At 61.8% G+C, this 16,242-nt stretch carries 17 protein-coding genes and 1 other annotated feature; all 17 genes read left to right on the top strand.

Annotation, left to right across the window (positions count from 1 at the left end; genetic code table 11):
* The first annotated feature begins 2 nt into the window (after positions 1–2).
* The 17 genes from EXV95_RS06375 (at position 3) to hutH (ending at position 16,225) form a co-directional block, all read left to right on the top strand.
* The gene (locus EXV95_RS06375; protein ID WP_176886236.1) at positions 3–275 is read left to right on the top strand and encodes a DnaJ family molecular chaperone; all 273 of its coding nucleotides are present in this window, start codon (positions 3–5) and stop codon (positions 273–275) included.
* Positions 269–1,006: a DnaJ C-terminal domain-containing protein gene (locus EXV95_RS06370; protein WP_370460200.1), complete on the top strand. Its 738-nt coding sequence runs from the start codon at positions 269–271 to the stop codon at positions 1,004–1,006. Before EXV95_RS06375 ends, EXV95_RS06370 begins: the two co-directional genes overlap by 7 nt.
* Positions 1,007–1,284: 278 nt before the next feature.
* Positions 1,285–2,730: an IS1182 family transposase gene (locus tag EXV95_RS06365; RefSeq protein WP_176886234.1), complete on the top strand. Its 1,446-nt coding sequence runs from the start codon at positions 1,285–1,287 to the stop codon at positions 2,728–2,730.
* A gap of 885 nt (positions 2,731–3,615) precedes the next feature.
* Positions 3,616–4,820, top strand: a protein-coding gene (locus EXV95_RS06360; protein ID WP_176886233.1) for an IS3 family transposase whose coding sequence is annotated in 2 segments (ribosomal slippage) — positions 3,616–3,904 and positions 3,904–4,820 — 1,206 coding nt in all. Because the reading frame shifts where the segments join, the coding sequence is not laid out codon by codon here.
* Positions 3,894–4,010: a sequence feature (AL1L pseudoknot), on the top strand. Its footprint overlaps the gene before it by 117 nt.
* A 1,443-nt stretch (positions 4,821–6,263) precedes the next feature.
* Positions 6,264–6,524 carry a hypothetical protein gene (locus EXV95_RS06355; protein ID WP_176886232.1) on the top strand — a complete coding sequence of 87 codons (261 nt, stop codon included), beginning with the start codon at positions 6,264–6,266 and terminating at the stop codon, positions 6,522–6,524.
* 149 nt (positions 6,525–6,673) lie between these two features.
* The gene (locus EXV95_RS06350; protein ID WP_055394110.1) at positions 6,674–6,985 is read left to right on the top strand and encodes a hypothetical protein; all 312 of its coding nucleotides are present in this window, start codon (positions 6,674–6,676) and stop codon (positions 6,983–6,985) included.
* Between the two features lie 166 nt (positions 6,986–7,151).
* On the top strand, positions 7,152–7,355 hold the full coding sequence (locus EXV95_RS06345) for a hypothetical protein (RefSeq protein ID WP_176886231.1): 204 nt from the start codon (positions 7,152–7,154) through the stop codon (positions 7,353–7,355).
* 40 nt (positions 7,356–7,395) lie between these two features.
* Complete coding sequence (locus tag EXV95_RS06340) at positions 7,396–7,671, top strand: hypothetical protein (protein ID WP_176886230.1); 276 nt, start codon at positions 7,396–7,398, stop codon at positions 7,669–7,671.
* A 159-nt stretch (positions 7,672–7,830) separates the two neighbouring features.
* The gene (locus EXV95_RS06335; RefSeq protein WP_176886229.1) at positions 7,831–8,298 is read left to right on the top strand and encodes a Spy/CpxP family protein refolding chaperone; all 468 of its coding nucleotides are present in this window, start codon (positions 7,831–7,833) and stop codon (positions 8,296–8,298) included.
* A gap of 17 nt (positions 8,299–8,315) precedes the next feature.
* The gene (locus EXV95_RS06330) at positions 8,316–8,642 is read left to right on the top strand and encodes a hypothetical protein (protein ID WP_055394234.1); all 327 of its coding nucleotides are present in this window, start codon (positions 8,316–8,318) and stop codon (positions 8,640–8,642) included.
* A 17-nt stretch (positions 8,643–8,659) separates the two neighbouring features.
* A complete protein-coding gene (locus tag EXV95_RS06325; protein ID WP_176886228.1) occupies positions 8,660–9,388 on the top strand; it encodes a response regulator transcription factor in 729 nt (242 codons plus the stop codon).
* Positions 9,385–10,797 carry a HAMP domain-containing sensor histidine kinase gene (locus EXV95_RS06320; protein ID WP_176886227.1) on the top strand — a complete coding sequence of 471 codons (1,413 nt, stop codon included), beginning with the start codon at positions 9,385–9,387 and terminating at the stop codon, positions 10,795–10,797. Before EXV95_RS06325 ends, EXV95_RS06320 begins: the two co-directional genes overlap by 4 nt.
* Positions 10,798–11,191: 394 nt before the next feature.
* Positions 11,192–12,157 (top strand): ABC transporter substrate-binding protein, encoded by a 966-nt coding sequence (locus tag EXV95_RS06315; protein WP_176886226.1) that lies wholly within the window; start codon positions 11,192–11,194, stop codon positions 12,155–12,157.
* Positions 12,158–12,180: 23 nt separating this feature from the next.
* Positions 12,181–13,017, top strand: coding sequence for an ABC transporter permease (locus EXV95_RS06310; protein ID WP_121506125.1), 837 nt, complete (start codon positions 12,181–12,183; stop codon positions 13,015–13,017).
* Positions 13,014–13,793 carry an ABC transporter ATP-binding protein gene (locus EXV95_RS06305; RefSeq protein WP_176886225.1) on the top strand — a complete coding sequence of 260 codons (780 nt, stop codon included), beginning with the start codon at positions 13,014–13,016 and terminating at the stop codon, positions 13,791–13,793. Before EXV95_RS06310 ends, EXV95_RS06305 begins: the two co-directional genes overlap by 4 nt.
* Positions 13,794–13,799: 6 nt before the next feature.
* Complete coding sequence (hutC, locus tag EXV95_RS06300; protein WP_176886224.1) at positions 13,800–14,618, top strand: histidine utilization repressor; 819 nt, start codon at positions 13,800–13,802, stop codon at positions 14,616–14,618.
* A gap of 65 nt (positions 14,619–14,683) precedes the next feature.
* Positions 14,684–16,225: a histidine ammonia-lyase gene (gene hutH / locus EXV95_RS06295; RefSeq protein WP_176886223.1), complete on the top strand. Its 1,542-nt coding sequence runs from the start codon at positions 14,684–14,686 to the stop codon at positions 16,223–16,225.
* Positions 16,226–16,242 lie beyond the last annotated feature (17 nt).

Raw genomic sequence — 16,242 nt, 5'->3', positions numbered from 1 at the left:
TCATGGACCTCGACGACCCTTACCACGAACTCGGCTTGGCACCAGGCTCTAGCGATGCCGAGGTGAAGGTTGCGTGGCGCCGCCTGTCCGCACGCTGGCACCCGGATCGCAACAACAGCCCGCATGCCCTGCGAAAGATTCAGCGTATCAATCGGGCGCTGGAAATGATCCGCAACGCCCGGGCCGAACCAGAGGCTGAAACCGAAGATCCCACCCCGGTGCGGAACAATCCACCGTCGAGCACACCATCAGCCTCACGCTCGAGGAGGTGGTGAGCGGTTGCGTCAGGGAAGTTCGAGGCGAGGTGATCGAAGACTGCGCCGAGTGCGCAGGCATTGGCTTGCAACTGCAAGCTACCGAGTGCAGTGAATGCGGTGGCGCCGGCCACATCCGGCAGCATCTCTGGTTCGCCTGGATCTCGTCCACGGACAAATGCGCAGCCTGCCAGGGACAGGGGAAGACGCGCCACAGCTGCGCTGCCTGCGCGGCTAGCGGTAAGGCACCGCCGAGCAAGTACCGCTGCCGGGTGCCGGTCGCGCCAGGCGCGCGCGCTGGCGACCTGCTCGATGTCTCCGCCCGAGTGAAAGGCAATCGACGCCAGCACAAGCTGTCGCTGCGCGTGCGCGTGGAGCTGCAGCCGCACGAATTCTTCACGGCTGAAGCCGATGGGACCTTGAAGTGCGAGCTGCCCGTCGATGGATTTGCATGGATGGCCAATCGCTGGATTGAGGTTCCAACCCCCCGCGGGCTGCAACAGATGAAGCTGCGGCGGGGCCATCTGAACTACCGCATCAAAAACGCGGGCCTGCCGTGGACGAACGAGGCAGAGGCTGGGGACTGCATTGTCACCGTCATACCTATGTTTCCACAGGAGTTCAGCCAGGAGCAGGAGGCCGTGATCGATCGGCTGGTGGTCAGCAACTCCGGGACGGCCGGCACGCCGGCAGGTGATCGCATGGCGGCATGGAGCCGGTTGGTGAACAACTGGCAGGATCGGCGCAGGTGAGATCCTCGATGACCATCAGCATGGTGGACTGATGGCGGCTCGCTTTGACCAAGATCATCGGTACAGAGCTATTGTTGGCTGCCAAGTTATGTCCGACTTGTTCAGGCTGGAAGCAGCCGGTTACCTCTCGTCGACCTCGTCGCTTACGTACGCTGGATCGGATGCCCATCAGCAGTCATTCATCAGAGGCGGCGATCGACCGAGGCTGCGTGAAAACTCCACCCACGATTGCGGTCCAAAACTAAAATAGCAGCACCCGATTCAAGCGAGGTGCCCCCATGAAGCGATTCATCGAAGGCGAAGACCGACAACAGATCACTATGCTGCCGGAGTGCTTGGACGACTACATCGCAGAGGACAACCCGGTGCGTGTTGTGGATGTGTTTGTCGAAGAACTGGATCTTCGGGCACTTGGTTTCGATGGGATCAATCCGGCAGTCACTGGCCGGCCTTCGTACCACCCCGCTGTCCTGCTCAAGCTCTACATCTACGGGTACCTCAACCGCATCCAATCGAGCCGCAGGCTGGAGCGTGAAGCCCAGCGCAATGTCGAGCTGATGTGGCTGACCGGGCGCCTTGCGCCGGACTTCAAGACCATTGCGGACTTCCGTCGAAGCAACGGCGCTGGCATCCGCAACGTCTGCAAGCGCTTCATCGCCATGTGCCGACAGTTGAACCTCTTCTCGCAGGCCATCGTGGCCATCGACGGCAGCAAGTTCAAGGCCGTCAACAGCCGTGACCGCAACTTCACCGCCGGCAAGATCGAGGCCCGCCAGCAGCAGATCGAGCAGAGTATCCAGCGTTACCTGGACGCGCTGGAGACCGCTGACCGCACGCAGCCGGCAGAGGTCGAAGCCAAGACAGAACGACTGCAGGAGAAGCTAAAAAAGCTGCGTGAGCAGATGCGGCAACTCGACGGTCTCAAGGAGCAATTGAAGAGCCTGCCCGATGGCCAGATCTCCCTCACGGATCCCGATGCACGTTCGATGGCAACCCAGGCCAAGGGATCGGGCCTGGTGGGCTACAACGTGCAGACCGCTGTCGATGCCAAGCACCACTTGGTCGTCGCGCACGAGGTGACGAACGTTGGCAATGACCGTGCGCAGTTGCACAACATGGCCTGTGCCGCAGACCAGGCTATGGGGAGCCAGGGCTTGCAAGCCTTCGCCGACCGAGGCTACTTCAGCGGCCCGCAACTCAAGGCCTGCGAAGACTCTGGCATCACGACCTTCGTGCCCAAACCGATGACGTCAAACGCAAAGGCTGAAGGGCGCTTCGACAAGGCCGACTTCATCTACATCGCTAAGGATGACGAGTACCAGTGCCCTGCAGGCGAGCGTGCGATCCATCGCTTCAAAACGCTCGAGAAGGGTCTGAATCTGAGCGTCTATTGGTCTAGTGCCTGCCCAAAGTGTCCGCTCAAATCCAAGTGCACGACCAGTAGCAACCGGCGCATTCGCCGATGGGAGCACGAAGATGTTCTGGAGCGCGTTCAGCAACGGCTAGACGGTAACCCCGAGGCCATGACGTTGCGCAGGTCCACCGTGGAGCATGTCTTCGGGACACTCAAGCACTGGATGGGCTCAATTCACTTCTTGATGAAGACCCTCAAGCACGTGGGCACCGAGATGAGCCTGCATGTGCTGGCCTACAACCTCAAGCGGGTGATGAGCGTGATGGGTATCGCGCAGATGATGCTGGCGATGCGGATGGTGAAGGCGTAAAGCCTTTGTTGGCTTTTACAGGCCGAGAAAGGCCTCAGAAATGCGTCGCAAGGCCCAAGGTGCTCCAAAACGACTACTCAACAGAGCTGCTGGAAAATGCGGCTCAGTGACGCGTGACGGGACTGGCACACATACTCGTTGAGCGTTTCCACACAGCCTCGGTCCGAAGCAGTCGCTCAGCGTAACGCTACAAAGCCGTCATCGGAAGAGCACGTCCCCACCGCCGAGCGTCGATCCTCCCGCAGGCTATAGTGATTGAAACGAATGCACGTACGAGACTGGTACAGCAATCGTGTAGCGTGCATCACAGGAGGCCCTGCGGGTTTCATGGCTGAATTTAGTATTGTGTTTTTGCGCAGTAACCATGCGGCAAAGCTAGGCGACGAGCCACTTTTCGCGTTCTTGTTGTGCGAATTTAGACCGCAAGCACCAGATATGGCCTGCGGTTTGGTCCGGTCTACATTACGTTAGGGCGCTACGTGGCTACCTCGAAGTTCTGCATCTTCTGCGGTCAACCGCCCGTCGACAAGAACAGGGAGCACGTTCTCCCACGGTGGCTTCTTGCGCTGACAGGTGACCCCAACCGTGTTGTACGGCTTGGCTTCAATATGCAACCTTGGCAGGAGCCGAGCGAGCGCCAGTACGCATTTGACCGCTTTACGTTTCCCGCTTGCGAGAAGTGCAACACTCGTCACTCTGCACTAGAGAACTCGGCAAAGGGTGTGTTCGAGAAGGTGCTAAATACGGCACCAGTCAGCCCGGGCGAACTGTCAGTGTTACTGGATTGGTTCGACAAGGTTCGAGTCGGCCTCTGGCTTGGCTTCCATCAGCTTTCTGAATCGCCCCGGTTTTTGAGGAGGCTCAACACTCTGAGAGGATTGAGCCATGAAGAAGACAAACAAGTTCTCACCTGAGGTGCGTGAGCGCGCGGTGAGGATGGTGCAAAAGCAGCGCGGGGAGTACCCGTCGCTGTGGGCCGCCATTGAGTCCATCGCCCCCAAGATTGGGTGCGTGCCGCAGACCCTGAACGAATGGGTCAAACGTGCCGAAGTGGATGCCGGCACGCGAGAAGGTGTCACAACAGCCGAAGCCCAACGGGTCAAGGAACTGGAGCGCGAAGTCAAAGAGCTGCGCCGGGCCAACGAGATACTGAAGCTGGCCAGCGCGTTTTTTGCCCAGGCGGAGCTCGACCGCCGACTGAAGTCTTGAAGGCCTTTATCGACCAGCAGCGCAATGCTTTCGGGGTCGAGCCGCTCTGCAAGGTCTTGCAGGTCGCCCCATCGGCGTATTGGCGCCACGCCGCGCTGATGCGCGAGCCTCAAAAGCGCTGCACCAGAGCCAAGCGCGACGAGGTGCTGATGCCGCAGATTCAACGCGTCTGGCAGGCCAACATGCAGGTCTACGGCGTCGACAAAGTGTGGCGGCAACTGGCACGCGAAGGCGTGACCGTAGCCCGCTGCACGGTCGAACGATTGATGCGCGGCAAGGTCGTGCGCACCATCATCGGCGATGCCAAGACGCCATGCCCGCTGGATCGCGTCAATCGGCAGTTCCGCGCCGAGAGGCCCAACCAGCTGTGGGTCAGCGATTTCACCTATGTGTCGACCTGGCAGGGTTGGCTCTATGTGGCCTTCGTCATCGACGTGTTTGCCAGACGCATCGTTGGCTGGCGGGTAAGCAGTTCGATGCGAACTGACTTCGTTCTCGATGCGCTGGAGCAGGCGCTCTACGCGCGCCAACCCGAGCAGGGCCGCAGCCTGATTCACCACTCTGACAGGGGCTCGCAATACGTCAGCATTCGGTACACCGAACGCTTGGCCGAGGCGGGCATAGAGCCTTCGGTGGGCAGCAAGGGGGACAGCTATGACAACGCGCTGGCCGAGACAATCAACGGCCTGTACAAGGCCGAATTGATTCACCGCCGGGCTCCCTGGAAAACCAAGGAAGGAGTCGAGTTCGCCACGCTCGAGTGGGTATCGTGGTTCAACTACCATCGCCTGCTTGAACCCATCGGGTACATCCCGCCTGCAGAAGCTGAGGCAAACTACTACCGGCAACTCGCCAGTCAGGCCACTGTGGAAGTGAGCTGACTTAAACCAAACAGCCTCCTCGAAACCCGGAGCGATTCAACCCTATCCCACCGAGGGGCACTTCGGCGTGGAAGTCAACAGTTAGGGGGTGAGTTTAATTGCCCCGCTCTTGCCGTACCTTGTGAGCTGTGAAGCCTAAGTCCTTGATTCAAAAAATCACAGCAATCCGGGGGAACAAGTGGGGGAACAAATTCCCGTCGAGTTTTCAGGAAATGAGTATTTAGGCGGCCTGTGGGGCATCATTTAGTAGACGCCAGCCCATAACCCCATCCAAGGGCGTCCACACTAATCCAGTGGACGCCCTTTTTCTTTGGTAAATCAACGACTTAACATCCGTGGCCGTCCAGAGTCGTCCATGCCCAGCCAGGGTAAAGTGGGGGTACAAATGGGGGTACAACCAGATAAATCTGGTGAAATCGGTGTTTTGTACCCCCACTTCCCTCTGTAGAAGGAGGTCGCCATAGGGGAATCTGTACCCCCACCGCTTACCTTCATCCACTGTTTTGTACCCCCATGCGGAATCTGTACCCCCACCGCTTACCTTCATCCACTGTTTTGTACCCCCATGCGCCACCACCATAACGTCCAAGGGTGTTCGCTGACTTCCAGCGAACACCTTTTTCATTGGTAAAACAGGTACTTATGGTGCATGGACATGCGCTGTAATTTGCTGGTGGCCACAGCTAAACCGGGGAACGGATGGGGAAAAAACCTGAAAAGTCACCGACTGCGCCCAGTTGTTCCCCCGTTTCCTTCGGGGGCTATTGCATCCATGCATTCCAAGACTCTTTCCAGAAACTGTTGCACCGAAAGATCCTTGTTTGCTTCCTCGGGGTTGGTGTGCTGACCGTCGATGCCCTGGGAAATATTGGCAATTGGGTGCAATAGATTGGTCGGCAGGTGCTGTTTGCCTGCAGCGAGAGCCGCGAGGTTCGAAAAAAATAGCCCGCACGAGGCGGGCTAAATCATTGCATCACTCGCACAGGGGAGGGGCGAACCGCCAGATTTGACGGTAGGTGCATCCTAAGTCCGGTTCCGATAGGTGTGCGATGGGCGGGCCAGTAAATCGTGAAATATGTCCGGTTTACAGGGGCGTCCGATGTGTCAGCGGGGTTTGAAGGTTTTAGAGCAACGAACAAAACTCCCCTGGCGGCCGCCCGTCTTGTTGTACGGCTTGTTCTGCCTGCGAAGAAACGCCTAGCCCCGGGCCGCTGAGCTAGATTTTGTTCGCCGTTCTTGGCTGCAGTGCCGCTTGTTCCATACATCGCAATCGCAGCGTTGTGAAGATGGGTTTGGGGTCTACGGACCGTATCTCCAAGCGGCGTGGGTTGTCATTGGACGACGCAGCCTGACTAGATCGCGAGGTTGTAGCTTCGTGTATCAATTCTTGAGCCTGAGGGGCTCACGCCGCACAATGCACGCTCGTTCACGCCGGAGGCCACCATGCCAATGGAGTACTTGAGAGCGCTGGAGCGCGACGCGCTTCCCCTGATTGAATCGGATGTCGTCAACATCGACAAGCTGCGCATCCTGCGCGCGGCTGGAATGGTGGAGGTGCAGCTTCCGCCCGTCGATTCACCCCATCAGAAAGCCCAGGTGCTGTATGTCACCGGCCTCGGTTGTGCGACCCTGCGAGCCTGTGGAGCCATCGTCAAGACACACCACCGGGAATCGCATTGCGATCTGGAGTCTTCCTACGACTGAGGGCCCTGGTGGGGGGATTCCTGGAAAAACTCCAGGCACCGGGAGAAATCGTCCTACAGAGTGTTGCGCTGCACCAGAAGGGTCATAGTCGCAGGCCAAAAATACGATGAAGCATCTGTATTGCTGGCACGGCCAGACGAAAGGTGCATATGAGCAGTTGGTACAAATTGGCGCTTGGCAACGACGATGAGGCCTTTGAGCCTGCCTTGCGAATCCAGCAGATGTTCATGTCGAAGTTCTTGATGTGTCCTCCAGGTTCTGGCAGGGCACTTTTTTCTTGCTACGACAAGGCGAACGACAACCTCTGGCTGTACTTTTCCCCGGCAGCGCAGGACATCGCATTGCGTGTGTATGCACAGCCGTGTGATTCCCCGACAGCACTGGACTGCATTGGTCTGCTGGCCGGTGAAGGCGATGCGCTCGGAATGGGGGAGTCTCCTTTGCTGAAAAAGGCGGCGTAGTCCTCTTCCGGACAAGGGCACTTGCAAACTTGGCCCCTTGGTCTTACGCACTTGGCGTGTATGCGCTGTCCCACATTCATGTTTTCTGGGCTCTGACATGCGCTCGTGCGTGGGGCATGTGCCAATCTTTTTACCGGCCGTTATCGGCCCGGCCTGAGGAGTAAAAATGTTGTCCTACGATCCCACGCTTTCTCACCACCTGGAAGCTTGCCCAGAGGCTCCCTCTCTGCAGATGGGCCAGCCCGCAGACGGGCTCTTGCAACGCCAGCAAACCGACAACCTGCCTCTGGGCCGCAGCGACAGCCACGGCCTGGAGCGGGAGTTGCAGTTCGCCGATCTGGACTGTCAAGAGCCGCAGGCGATGGGCTGATGACCTTGCGCCTGCAAATGGGCGGTTGCGGAGCAAAGCGATGTCGGTGCTGACACTGCACATCCGCCCGGAAGGTGCCCAGCAGTATCTGGCAAGGGTGTTCGACGGAAAAATTCTGGTCGGTGTTCCGACCTTGCACCCCGGTATCAAGGAGGCGATAGAGGCGTATGGCTTTGGGCAAGGCTCCGCGGGGGTAATTGCCTTCCCTATCTGGTACGGCGGCTGGAGCGTCGGCACCATACTGCTCCAGCGGATGCGGACTGAGGCTGCCGAGTTGGCAAATCGCCTTGTTGTGCTTTCCGCCGTGGTCCGTTAAGTGCACTCGCAGCTATGTTGCAGGCTGCAGGCTGGTGGGTAGCATGGCAGGGCGGGTGAAACAAAATGAAATAAACCGAAACTGCGTCGAGACCCCATCCACTAGGTCTGTCGGCACCATCAGGGTCATGTTCAACACCGTCCATGAAAGGACTGCACCATGAAACCCTGGATCAAGAAAACCCTGATGGGCATCTTCGGCGCCTCCATTGCTGTGGGCGGCTTGACGGCCTGCTCCAGCAGCCACCATCACCGCGGCCCGATGAGCCCCGAGAAGATGACCGAGGTGCGTGGCAAAGTGGTGGAGCGCGTGAGCAGCAAGCTGGACCTGAATGAGGCGCAAAAGCTCAAGCTCAATGTGCTGGCCGACAAGATGGAAGCCCAGCGCGCAGCTTTCATCGGCAAGACTGCGGACCCGCGCACCGAAATGCAGGCGATTTTGGCGGGCGCCAAGTTTGACCGCGCTCGGGCGCAGACCTTGCTGGACGAGAAAACCCGCGCGGTCCAGGCCAACAGCCCCGAAGTCATCAGCGCACTGGCCGATTTCTACGACAGCTTGAACCCCGACCAGCAGCAGAAAGTGCGCGAGATGATGCAGAGGCGCAAGGGCTGGATGGCACGCGGCTGATGGCGGGGGGCGTTCACATGTCTCCTACGCTGGAACCCATCCACCGCCTGGCGCAGGGCGTGCGCAAACATGGGCCTGCGCTGCTGGCGGGGATGCCCGACCCCCACGACGAGTTGATGTCCCTGGTCTGGGGGCCGCGTTTTGACCGTGAACATGCGCTGGGCCTGGTCGCTCGCCAGCCTGCAGCCGCAGCGCAGACTCTGCCGGCGTTGCTGGCCGCCGCCGACCACTTTGACACGCTGCATTCCGGTGCCCAGGGCCGCCTGCGCAAACTTATCGTGCGACACCGCGCATTGCGTGTGGTGGACAGCGCTCGGGGGCCCGCCCACGGAGCGGATGCCTGACGGTGTGAGAATTGCGCATGCACCGAATCCTGCTTATTGACGACGACGCGCAGCTGGGCCCGCCACTGGCCACCTACTTCCAACGGTTCGAGCTGGAGTTGATCCATGCCCTCAAACCGAGCGACGGGCTCGCCCAGCTGGTGACAGGCGGATTTGATGCCGCCATCCTGGATGTCATGCTGCCCGAAATGGACGGGTTTGAGCTGTGCCGCACCATTCGCAAGCAGGGCGATCTGCCCATCGTGATGCTGACCGCCCGGGGCGAGGTGATGGACCGGGTGGTGGGGCTGGAGCTGGGAGCCGATGACTACCTGCCCAAGCCCTTTGAGCCGCGTGAATTGGTGGCTCGGCTGCAGACCGTGCTGCGCCGCCGCCGGGCCAGCGCGCCCGGGAACGGGGCGGGTGCCACGTTGGAGTTTGAAGGCCTGAGCATTGATGCAGCCCGCCGCAGCGTGTTGCGCCAGGGGGTGGCGTTGGAGCTGACGGGCACCGAATTCGACCTGCTGCACCTGTTGGCCCGGGAGCCTGGCAAGGTGTTCAGCCGCGACGACATCCTCAACCAGCTGCGCGGGCATGAGGCCGAGCTGTACACGCGCGCGGTCGATATTGTGGTCAGCCGCCTGCGCAAGAAGCTGGAGCCGCTGGACTGCATCAAGACGCTGCGCAACGCAGGCTATTCGCTGGCACTGCGCAGGGCGGCCAGTGCTCCGCCTGGCGCCCCTTCTTCGGCATCGACATGGCCATGAAGCCCTCCGATTCACAGCTCGGGCACGATCCCGCCTGCCCATGGCACCGACGTGCGCGCGATGCCGTCGGGTATTCGCTGCGCATCCGCCTGGTGCTGGTGTTCATGGCACTGGCCGTGACCGTGGCCGTGGTCTTCATGGGTGGCATGCAGAAGGTGGTCGCCCTGGGCTGGAAGGAGGCCGCACGTCCGCTGCTGATGGACTATGTGGACCGCCTCACCGCTGAGATTGGCAGCCCGCCCAGCATCGAGCGGGCACAGGCCATTGCCGACCGGCTTCCGGTGACGCTGCGCATCGACGGGCCGCAGATCCACTGGGATTCGCACCCCGATCGGCCGCGCCCGGACTGGATGAGCGACAAGGTCCAGCGCCAGGACCACTGGAGCCGCGATGACACCGGCTACCGCCTACTGCAGCGCACCACGGACGATGGCCACCACATCGAATTCGGGCTGAACGCGCTGTCGTGGGACAAGCGCCCGCGCATCGCCTGGGGCACGCTCACGGTGTTGCTGTTGCTCACAGCGCTGGCCTTTGTGTATGTGCGCCACCTGTTGCGGCCCCTGGACGACATCCGGCATGGTGCGCGGCGCTTTGGCAATGGCGACTTTGGTGAACCTATTCCGGTGCGTCACGCGCACCGGCCCGATGAGTTGGGACAGCTGGCGGGCACCATCAACACCATGGGCGAAGACATCCACCAGATGCTGGAGGCCAAGCGGGCGCTGCTGCTGGCCATGAGCCACGAGCTGCGCAGCCCCCTCACACGGGCGCGCTTGAACACCGAGCTGTTGCCCGAATCGCCCGATGTGCTGGCCCAGCGCGCAGCCCTGATGCGCGACCTGGGTGAAATGGCACGGCTCATTACGGACCTGCTCGAAAGCGAGCGCCTGGCTGGGCGTCATGCGGCCCTGCACCGCGAGCCCACTGACCTGGCCGAGCTGGCGCGTGAGGTGGTGGCGGAACTGGAAGTGCGGCACCCTGGGGCAACAGCGATCACTCTGCTGGTGCCCGGCACTTTGCCCACCTGCATGCTCGACCGGTCCCGTGTGCGCCTGCTGATGCGCAATCTGCTGGACAACAGCCTGCGCCACAACGACCCCGCAGCCCAGCCGCCGCAGATCGAACTGCGAATGAACGAAGGCGTGGTGGAGATCGAAGTGCGAGACCACGGCCCCGGCGTGCCGCCCGCGCATCTGCCGCATCTGGCCCAGGCGTTCTACCGCCCCGACACAGCGCGCCAGCGCACCACGGGTGGGGTGGGGCTGGGCCTGTACCTGTGCCGCCTGGTCACACAAGCCCACGGCGGCACGCTGCTGGTGCGCAATGCGGAACCGGGCCTGAGAGTCACGGCGCGCTTGCCGTGTCCCGACGGTGCGGCGCAGGCAACTGCTGGTGTGCCAGGCTGAGCGCGGCGCAGTCCACGCCGATATCTGGCGCACACGGTTGGTGCGCTTGTGGCCTACATCGAGATGCCGCAACGGGTGCTGCTCCAACCCGACTTGCCGGCCCCGTGTTTTGCGGTAGGTGTCAAAATAATGCCTGAAATGGCTGCTAGCTCTTTATAGATAAGCGCTAATAGCTATTGTTTTGATAGTGAAATTTCCAGGCCCATAGAGACCCAAGCCGCCAAGCTGATCAGCTGGCCCCGATCTTGCTCAACACTGGCACTACCTCCGCAGATGGTGAGGGCCTAGCGTTTACCCTGTATATACAGGTATGCTCCGGCTGTCATCATGGCAACCGGCACGCAGGCGTCCCGGCTGGGTGGGCCAACGAACTTTCTTCACACAGGAGCAGATGATGACTCGATCGGTTGCGAAATGGACGTCGCTGGCAGCGGCAACGGCATGCGTGATGGCACTGGCCGCACCGGCCCAGGCGCAGGACACCAAGATTGTGCTGGGCATGTCCGGCTGGACGGGCTTTGCGCCGCTCACGCTGGCCGACAAGGCCGGCATCTTCAAGAAAAACGGCCTCGATGTGGAGATCAAGATGATCCCGCAAAAGGACCGCCACCTGGCCCTGGCTTCCAAGTCCATCCAGTGCGCCGCCACCACGGTCGAGACGCACGTGGCCTGGAACGCCAACGGCGTGCCCATCGTGCAGATCTTCCAGATGGACAAGTCCTATGGTGCTGACGGCATCGCGGTGCGTGGCGACATCAAGAGCTTTGCGGACTTGAAGGGCAAGACCATCGGCGTGGATGCGCCCGGCACCGCTCCGTACTTTGGCCTGGCCTGGATGCTCAGCAAGAACGGCATGAGTCTCAAGGACGTGAAGACCACCACGCTGTCGCCCCAGGCGGCCGCGCAGGCCTTTGTGGCGGGCCAGAACGACGCCGCCATGACGTATGAGCCCTACCTCTCTACCGTGCGCGACAACCCTGCCGCTGGCAAGATTTTGGCCACCACGCTCGACTACCCCATGGTGATGGATACCGTGGGCTGCGACCCTACCTGGCTCAAGGCCAACGGCAAGGCTGCGCAGGCCCTGGCCAACTCGTACTTCCAGGCGCTGGACATGATCAAGGCCGACCCCACGAAGTCCAACGAAATCATGGGCGCCGCCGTCAAGCAGACCGGTGAGCAGTTCGCCAAGTCCTCGTCCTTCCTGCGCTGGCAAGACAAGGCTGCCAACCAGAAATTCTTTGCGGGCGAGCTGCAGGCTTTCATGAAGGACGCCACGGCCATCCTGCTGGAGGCCGGCATCATTCGCAAGGCGAATGAGGACCTGGCGGTCACCTTCGACGCGAGCTTCATCAAGTAAAAAAACTGGAAGAAGAACGCGCCATGTCTGCCGTGCAACCCCTGTCCGTTACCGCGCCAAAAGCCCCTGTGCGGCGGCGTTCACTGGCTCCACTGGAGCCTGTGAGTGCCCGCGCCCGTTGGTTGCTGGGCTTTGGTTTTTTTGTGTTGTTTGTGCTGGTGTGGGCGTTTTTCACGCTGGGCGGCTATGTGTCGCCCACGTTTTTGGCGAGCCCTGTCACCATGGCCAAGGAGGGCTGGCTGCTGTTTGCAGAGTATGGCTTTCACAAGGACATCGGCATGACGGTGTGGCGTGTGTTCGGCGGCTTCATCCTGGCCGCAGTCATCGCCGTGCCGCTGGGCATTGCCATGGGTGCTTACAAGGGCATCGAGGCGTTCTTTGAGCCCTTCATTTCGTTCTGCCGCTATCTGCCAGCCTCGGCCTTCATCCCGCTGCTGATCCTGTGGGCGGGCATTGGCGAGGCGCAGAAGATCCTCGTCATCTTCATCGGCTCGGTCTTCCAGATCACGCTGATGGTGGCCGTGACCGTAGGCGGCGCGCGGCGCGACCTGGTGGAGGCTGCCTACACCCTGGGTGCGGGCCACAAGGGCATCGTCACGCGGGTGCTCATCCCCGGTGCTGCCCCCGACATTGCGGAAACCCTGCGCCTGGTACTGGGCTGGGCCTGGACGTATGTGATCGTGGCCGAGTTGATCGGATCGTCGAGCGGCATCGGCCACATGATCACCGACAGCCAATCGCTGCTGAACACCGGCCAGATCATCTTCGGCATCATCGTCATCGGCCTCATCGGGCTCGTGTCCGACTTTGCCTTCAAGGCGCTCAACCACCGTCTGTTTGCCTGGAGTTTTGTGCGATGAGCCGTGTATCCATACAAGCCGTGTCGCGCATCTTCGAGACCGCCAAGGGCCAGCGTACGCAGGCGCTGCTGCCGGTCGACTTTGAAGTGCAGGACAACGATTTCGTGACCATCCTGGGCCCCTCGGGCTGCGGCAAGTCCACGCTGCTGCGCATCGTGGCGGGGCTCGACCATGCCACCAGCGGCCGCGTGCTGCTCGACGGCGCGCCGGTCGAAGGCCCCGGCGCCGAGCGCGGCATGGTGTTCCAGAGCTACACGCTGTTCCCCTGGCTCACCATTGAGCAGAACATCCGCTTTGGCCTGCGCGAGCGCGGCATGCCCGAGGCACAGCAAAAAGAGCGTGCTGACTATTTCATCGCCAAGGTGGGCCTGCGCGGCTTCGAGCAGCATTTTCCCAAGCAGTTGTCGGGCGGCATGCAGCAGCGCACCGCCATTGCACGCGCGCTGGCCAACGACCCCAAGATTTTGCTGATGGACGAGCCCTTTGGCGCGCTGGACAACCAGACCCGCGTGCTCATGCAGGAACTGCTCTTGGGCATCTGGGAGGCCGAGCGCAAGACCGTGCTTTTTGTCACCCACGACATTGACGAAGCCATCTTCATGGCCAACCGCGTGGCGGTGTTCAGTGCCCGGCCGGGCCGCATCAAGACCGAGCTGGCGGTCGACCTGCCGCACCCGCGCCATTACACGATCAAGACCAGCCCCGAGTTCATGGACTTGAAAGCGCGTCTCACGGAAGAGATCCGCGCCGAGTCGATGGCGGCCGATCTGCATTAAGACACCATGAACGCTCGTCCTTCCCGTCGTCCCGCTGCAGCTCCGCGCAGCGTTCGCTCCGCCGCCGCGTCCAATGCGGTTGCGGGCACGGCGGCACCTGCACAGGCGATGGCGCTGTACGAGCAGGTCAAGGACCACATCTCGCGCAAGATCCAGGAAGGCATCTGGCGCGCGGGCGACCGCCTGCCGTCCGAGAACGAGCTGGTCACCCAGTTCGGCATCTCGCGCATGACCGTGAACCGCGCGCTGCGTGAGCTGGTAGAGCAGGGCCGCATCGTGCGCGTGGCGGGCGTGGGCAGCTTTGTGGCCGAAGACAAGCCCCAGTCCACGCTGCTGCAGATCGCCAACCTGGCCAGCGAGATTCGCCAACGTGGTCATGACTACCGCTGCGATGTGCTGGCGGTGGAACGCATCTCGGCCACGCTGGAGATCGCTGCGGCGCTGGACCTGCGCACGGGCGAGTCGGTGTTCCACTCGCTGTGCATCCACCGCGAAGACGGCCTGCCTGTGCAGCTCGAAGACCGCCACGTGAACCCGCGCCAGGTACCCCAATTCGCCGCGCAGGACTTCACGCAACTGCAGCCCTCCGAATACCTGGTGCGCAACGTGCCCTTCGACCAGATCGAGCATGTGGTCGATGCCGTCATGCCCACCGCCGAGCAGGCCACGCTGCTGGAGATGTCGCCGCAGGAGCCGTGCCTGCTGCTCACCCGCCGCACCTGGTCGCGCGGGGTGCCTATCACCGTGGTGCGGTGTTTGCACCCTGCCACCCGCTACCGTTTGGGCAGCCGCTTCCGAGCCGACGGCAACCCCGTCGCCGGTTGAAAGTTTTTCGCCAAAAGCTCAGAATTTTTTCGCTTGTACCTACTTGTATATACAGGATCAACGCCATGACAAAAGCCACCACTTCCTCCCTGACCCTTCTCCCCGGCCATGTGTCGTTGGCCGCGCTGCGCAGCATCTATGCCGCGCCCGTGCAATTGTCGCTGGACCCGTCCGCGCGGGCCCTCATGCAGGCGTCGCTGGCCACGGTGCAGCGTATCGTTGATGAAGACCAGGTCGTCTATGGCATCAACACCGGCTTTGGCAAGCTCGCCAGCACCAAGATTGCGCACGAGCGCCTGGCCGAGCTGCAGCGCAACCTGGTGCTGTCGCACAGCGTGGGCACGGGCGATGCGCTTGCGGACGATGTGGTGCGCCTCATCCTTGCGACCAAGGCCATCAGCCTGGCGCGTGGCCATTCGGGCATCCGGCCCGAGATCGTGGATGCGCTGCTGGCCATGGCCAACGCCAATGTGCTTCCTGTCATTCCGGCCAAGGGTTCCGTCGGCGCATCGGGTGACCTGGCGCCGCTCGCCCACCTGGCCTGCGTGCTGATCGGCGAAGGGCAGGCCAAGGTGGATGGCACGGTGGTGTCGGGCGCCGAGGCCATGCGCTCCATCGGTTTGCCGCCTTTTGTACTGGGCCCCAAAGAAGGGCTCGCGCTGCTCAACGGCACGCAGGTGTCCACGTCGCTCGCGCTGGCCGGGCTGTTTGGTGCCGAGAACGTTTTCGCCGCCGCGCTGGTGGCAGGCTGCTTGTCGCTCGAAGCCATCAAAGGCTCGGTCAAGCCGTTTGACGCGCGCATCCATGAAGCGCGTGGCCAGGCCGGGCAGATCGCTGTAGCCGCTGCCGTGCGTGCACTGCTCGATGGCAGTGCCATCGATCCCTCGCACCCGAACTGTGGACGCGTGCAAGACCCGTACTCCATCCGCTGCGTGCCGCAGGTGATGGGCGCGTGCCTCGATAACCTGCACCATGCCGCGCGCGTGCTGACCATCGAGGCGAACGCCGCGTCGGATAACCCCCTGGTGTTCGACAACGGTGACGTGATTTCTGGCGGCAACTTTCACGCCGAGCCTGTGGCGTTTGTGGCCGACATCATCGCGCTGGCCGTCGCCGAAATCGGCGCCATCTCCGAACGCCGCCTGTCGCTGCTGCTCGACCCAGGCCTCTCGGGCCTGCCCGCGTTCCTGATCCGCGACAGCGGCGTGAATTCCGGCTTCATGATTGCCCAGGTCACCGCCGCCGCGCTGGCGGCCGAGAACCAGTGCCTGGCCAACCCCAGCAGCGTGACCAGCCTGCCCACATCGGCCAACCAGGAAGACCATGTCTCCATGGCCACCTACGGCGCACGCCGACTGGGCGACATGGTGCGCAACGCGGCCGTGATGGTGGGCATCGAGGCCATGGCCGCTGCGCAGGGCATGGAGTTCGACCGCAGCTTGAAATCCTCTCCGCTCGTCGAAGCACAGTTCGCCGCCATCCGCGAGCGTGTGGCCTACCTAGAGCAAGACCGCTACCTTGCCACCGACATCGAAGCCATGCGCGCATGGGCCCAGCAGTCCACCTGGCCTGCCGCGCTCACGCAGTGCCTGCCCAGCTTCGCCTGATTTTTTCTGTTCACACC

Source organism: Acidovorax sp. JMULE5 (genome assembly GCF_013376875.1).
In the GTDB taxonomy this organism is placed as follows: domain Bacteria; phylum Pseudomonadota; class Gammaproteobacteria; order Burkholderiales; family Burkholderiaceae_C; genus Acidovorax; species Acidovorax facilis.
This window is presented reverse-complemented; position numbering and strand designations above follow the sequence as displayed.

Bases quoted from the DNA above. Each gene is read 5' to 3' on its own strand.
- EXV95_RS06375 (WP_176886236.1), top strand. From the start codon at position 3: ATGGACCTCGACGACCCTTACCACGAACTCGGCTTGGCACCAGGCTCT.
- EXV95_RS06365 (WP_176886234.1), top strand. From the start codon at position 1,285: ATGAAGCGATTCATCGAAGGCGAAGACCGACAACAGATCACTATGCTG.
- EXV95_RS06355 (WP_176886232.1), top strand. From the start codon at position 6,264: ATGCCAATGGAGTACTTGAGAGCGCTGGAGCGCGACGCGCTTCCCCTG.
- EXV95_RS06350 (WP_055394110.1), top strand. From the start codon at position 6,674: ATGAGCAGTTGGTACAAATTGGCGCTTGGCAACGACGATGAGGCCTTT.
- EXV95_RS06345 (WP_176886231.1), top strand. From the start codon at position 7,152: ATGTTGTCCTACGATCCCACGCTTTCTCACCACCTGGAAGCTTGCCCA.
- EXV95_RS06340 (WP_176886230.1), top strand. From the start codon at position 7,396: ATGTCGGTGCTGACACTGCACATCCGCCCGGAAGGTGCCCAGCAGTAT.
- EXV95_RS06335 (WP_176886229.1), top strand. From the start codon at position 7,831: ATGAAACCCTGGATCAAGAAAACCCTGATGGGCATCTTCGGCGCCTCC.
- EXV95_RS06330 (WP_055394234.1), top strand. From the start codon at position 8,316: ATGTCTCCTACGCTGGAACCCATCCACCGCCTGGCGCAGGGCGTGCGC.
- EXV95_RS06325 (WP_176886228.1), top strand. From the start codon at position 8,660: ATGCACCGAATCCTGCTTATTGACGACGACGCGCAGCTGGGCCCGCCA.
- EXV95_RS06320 (WP_176886227.1), top strand. From the start codon at position 9,385: ATGAAGCCCTCCGATTCACAGCTCGGGCACGATCCCGCCTGCCCATGG.
- EXV95_RS06315 (WP_176886226.1), top strand. From the start codon at position 11,192: ATGACTCGATCGGTTGCGAAATGGACGTCGCTGGCAGCGGCAACGGCA.
- EXV95_RS06310 (WP_121506125.1), top strand. From the start codon at position 12,181: ATGTCTGCCGTGCAACCCCTGTCCGTTACCGCGCCAAAAGCCCCTGTG.
- EXV95_RS06305 (WP_176886225.1), top strand. From the start codon at position 13,014: ATGAGCCGTGTATCCATACAAGCCGTGTCGCGCATCTTCGAGACCGCC.
- hutC (WP_176886224.1), top strand. From the start codon at position 13,800: ATGAACGCTCGTCCTTCCCGTCGTCCCGCTGCAGCTCCGCGCAGCGTT.
- hutH (WP_176886223.1), top strand. From the start codon at position 14,684: ATGACAAAAGCCACCACTTCCTCCCTGACCCTTCTCCCCGGCCATGTG.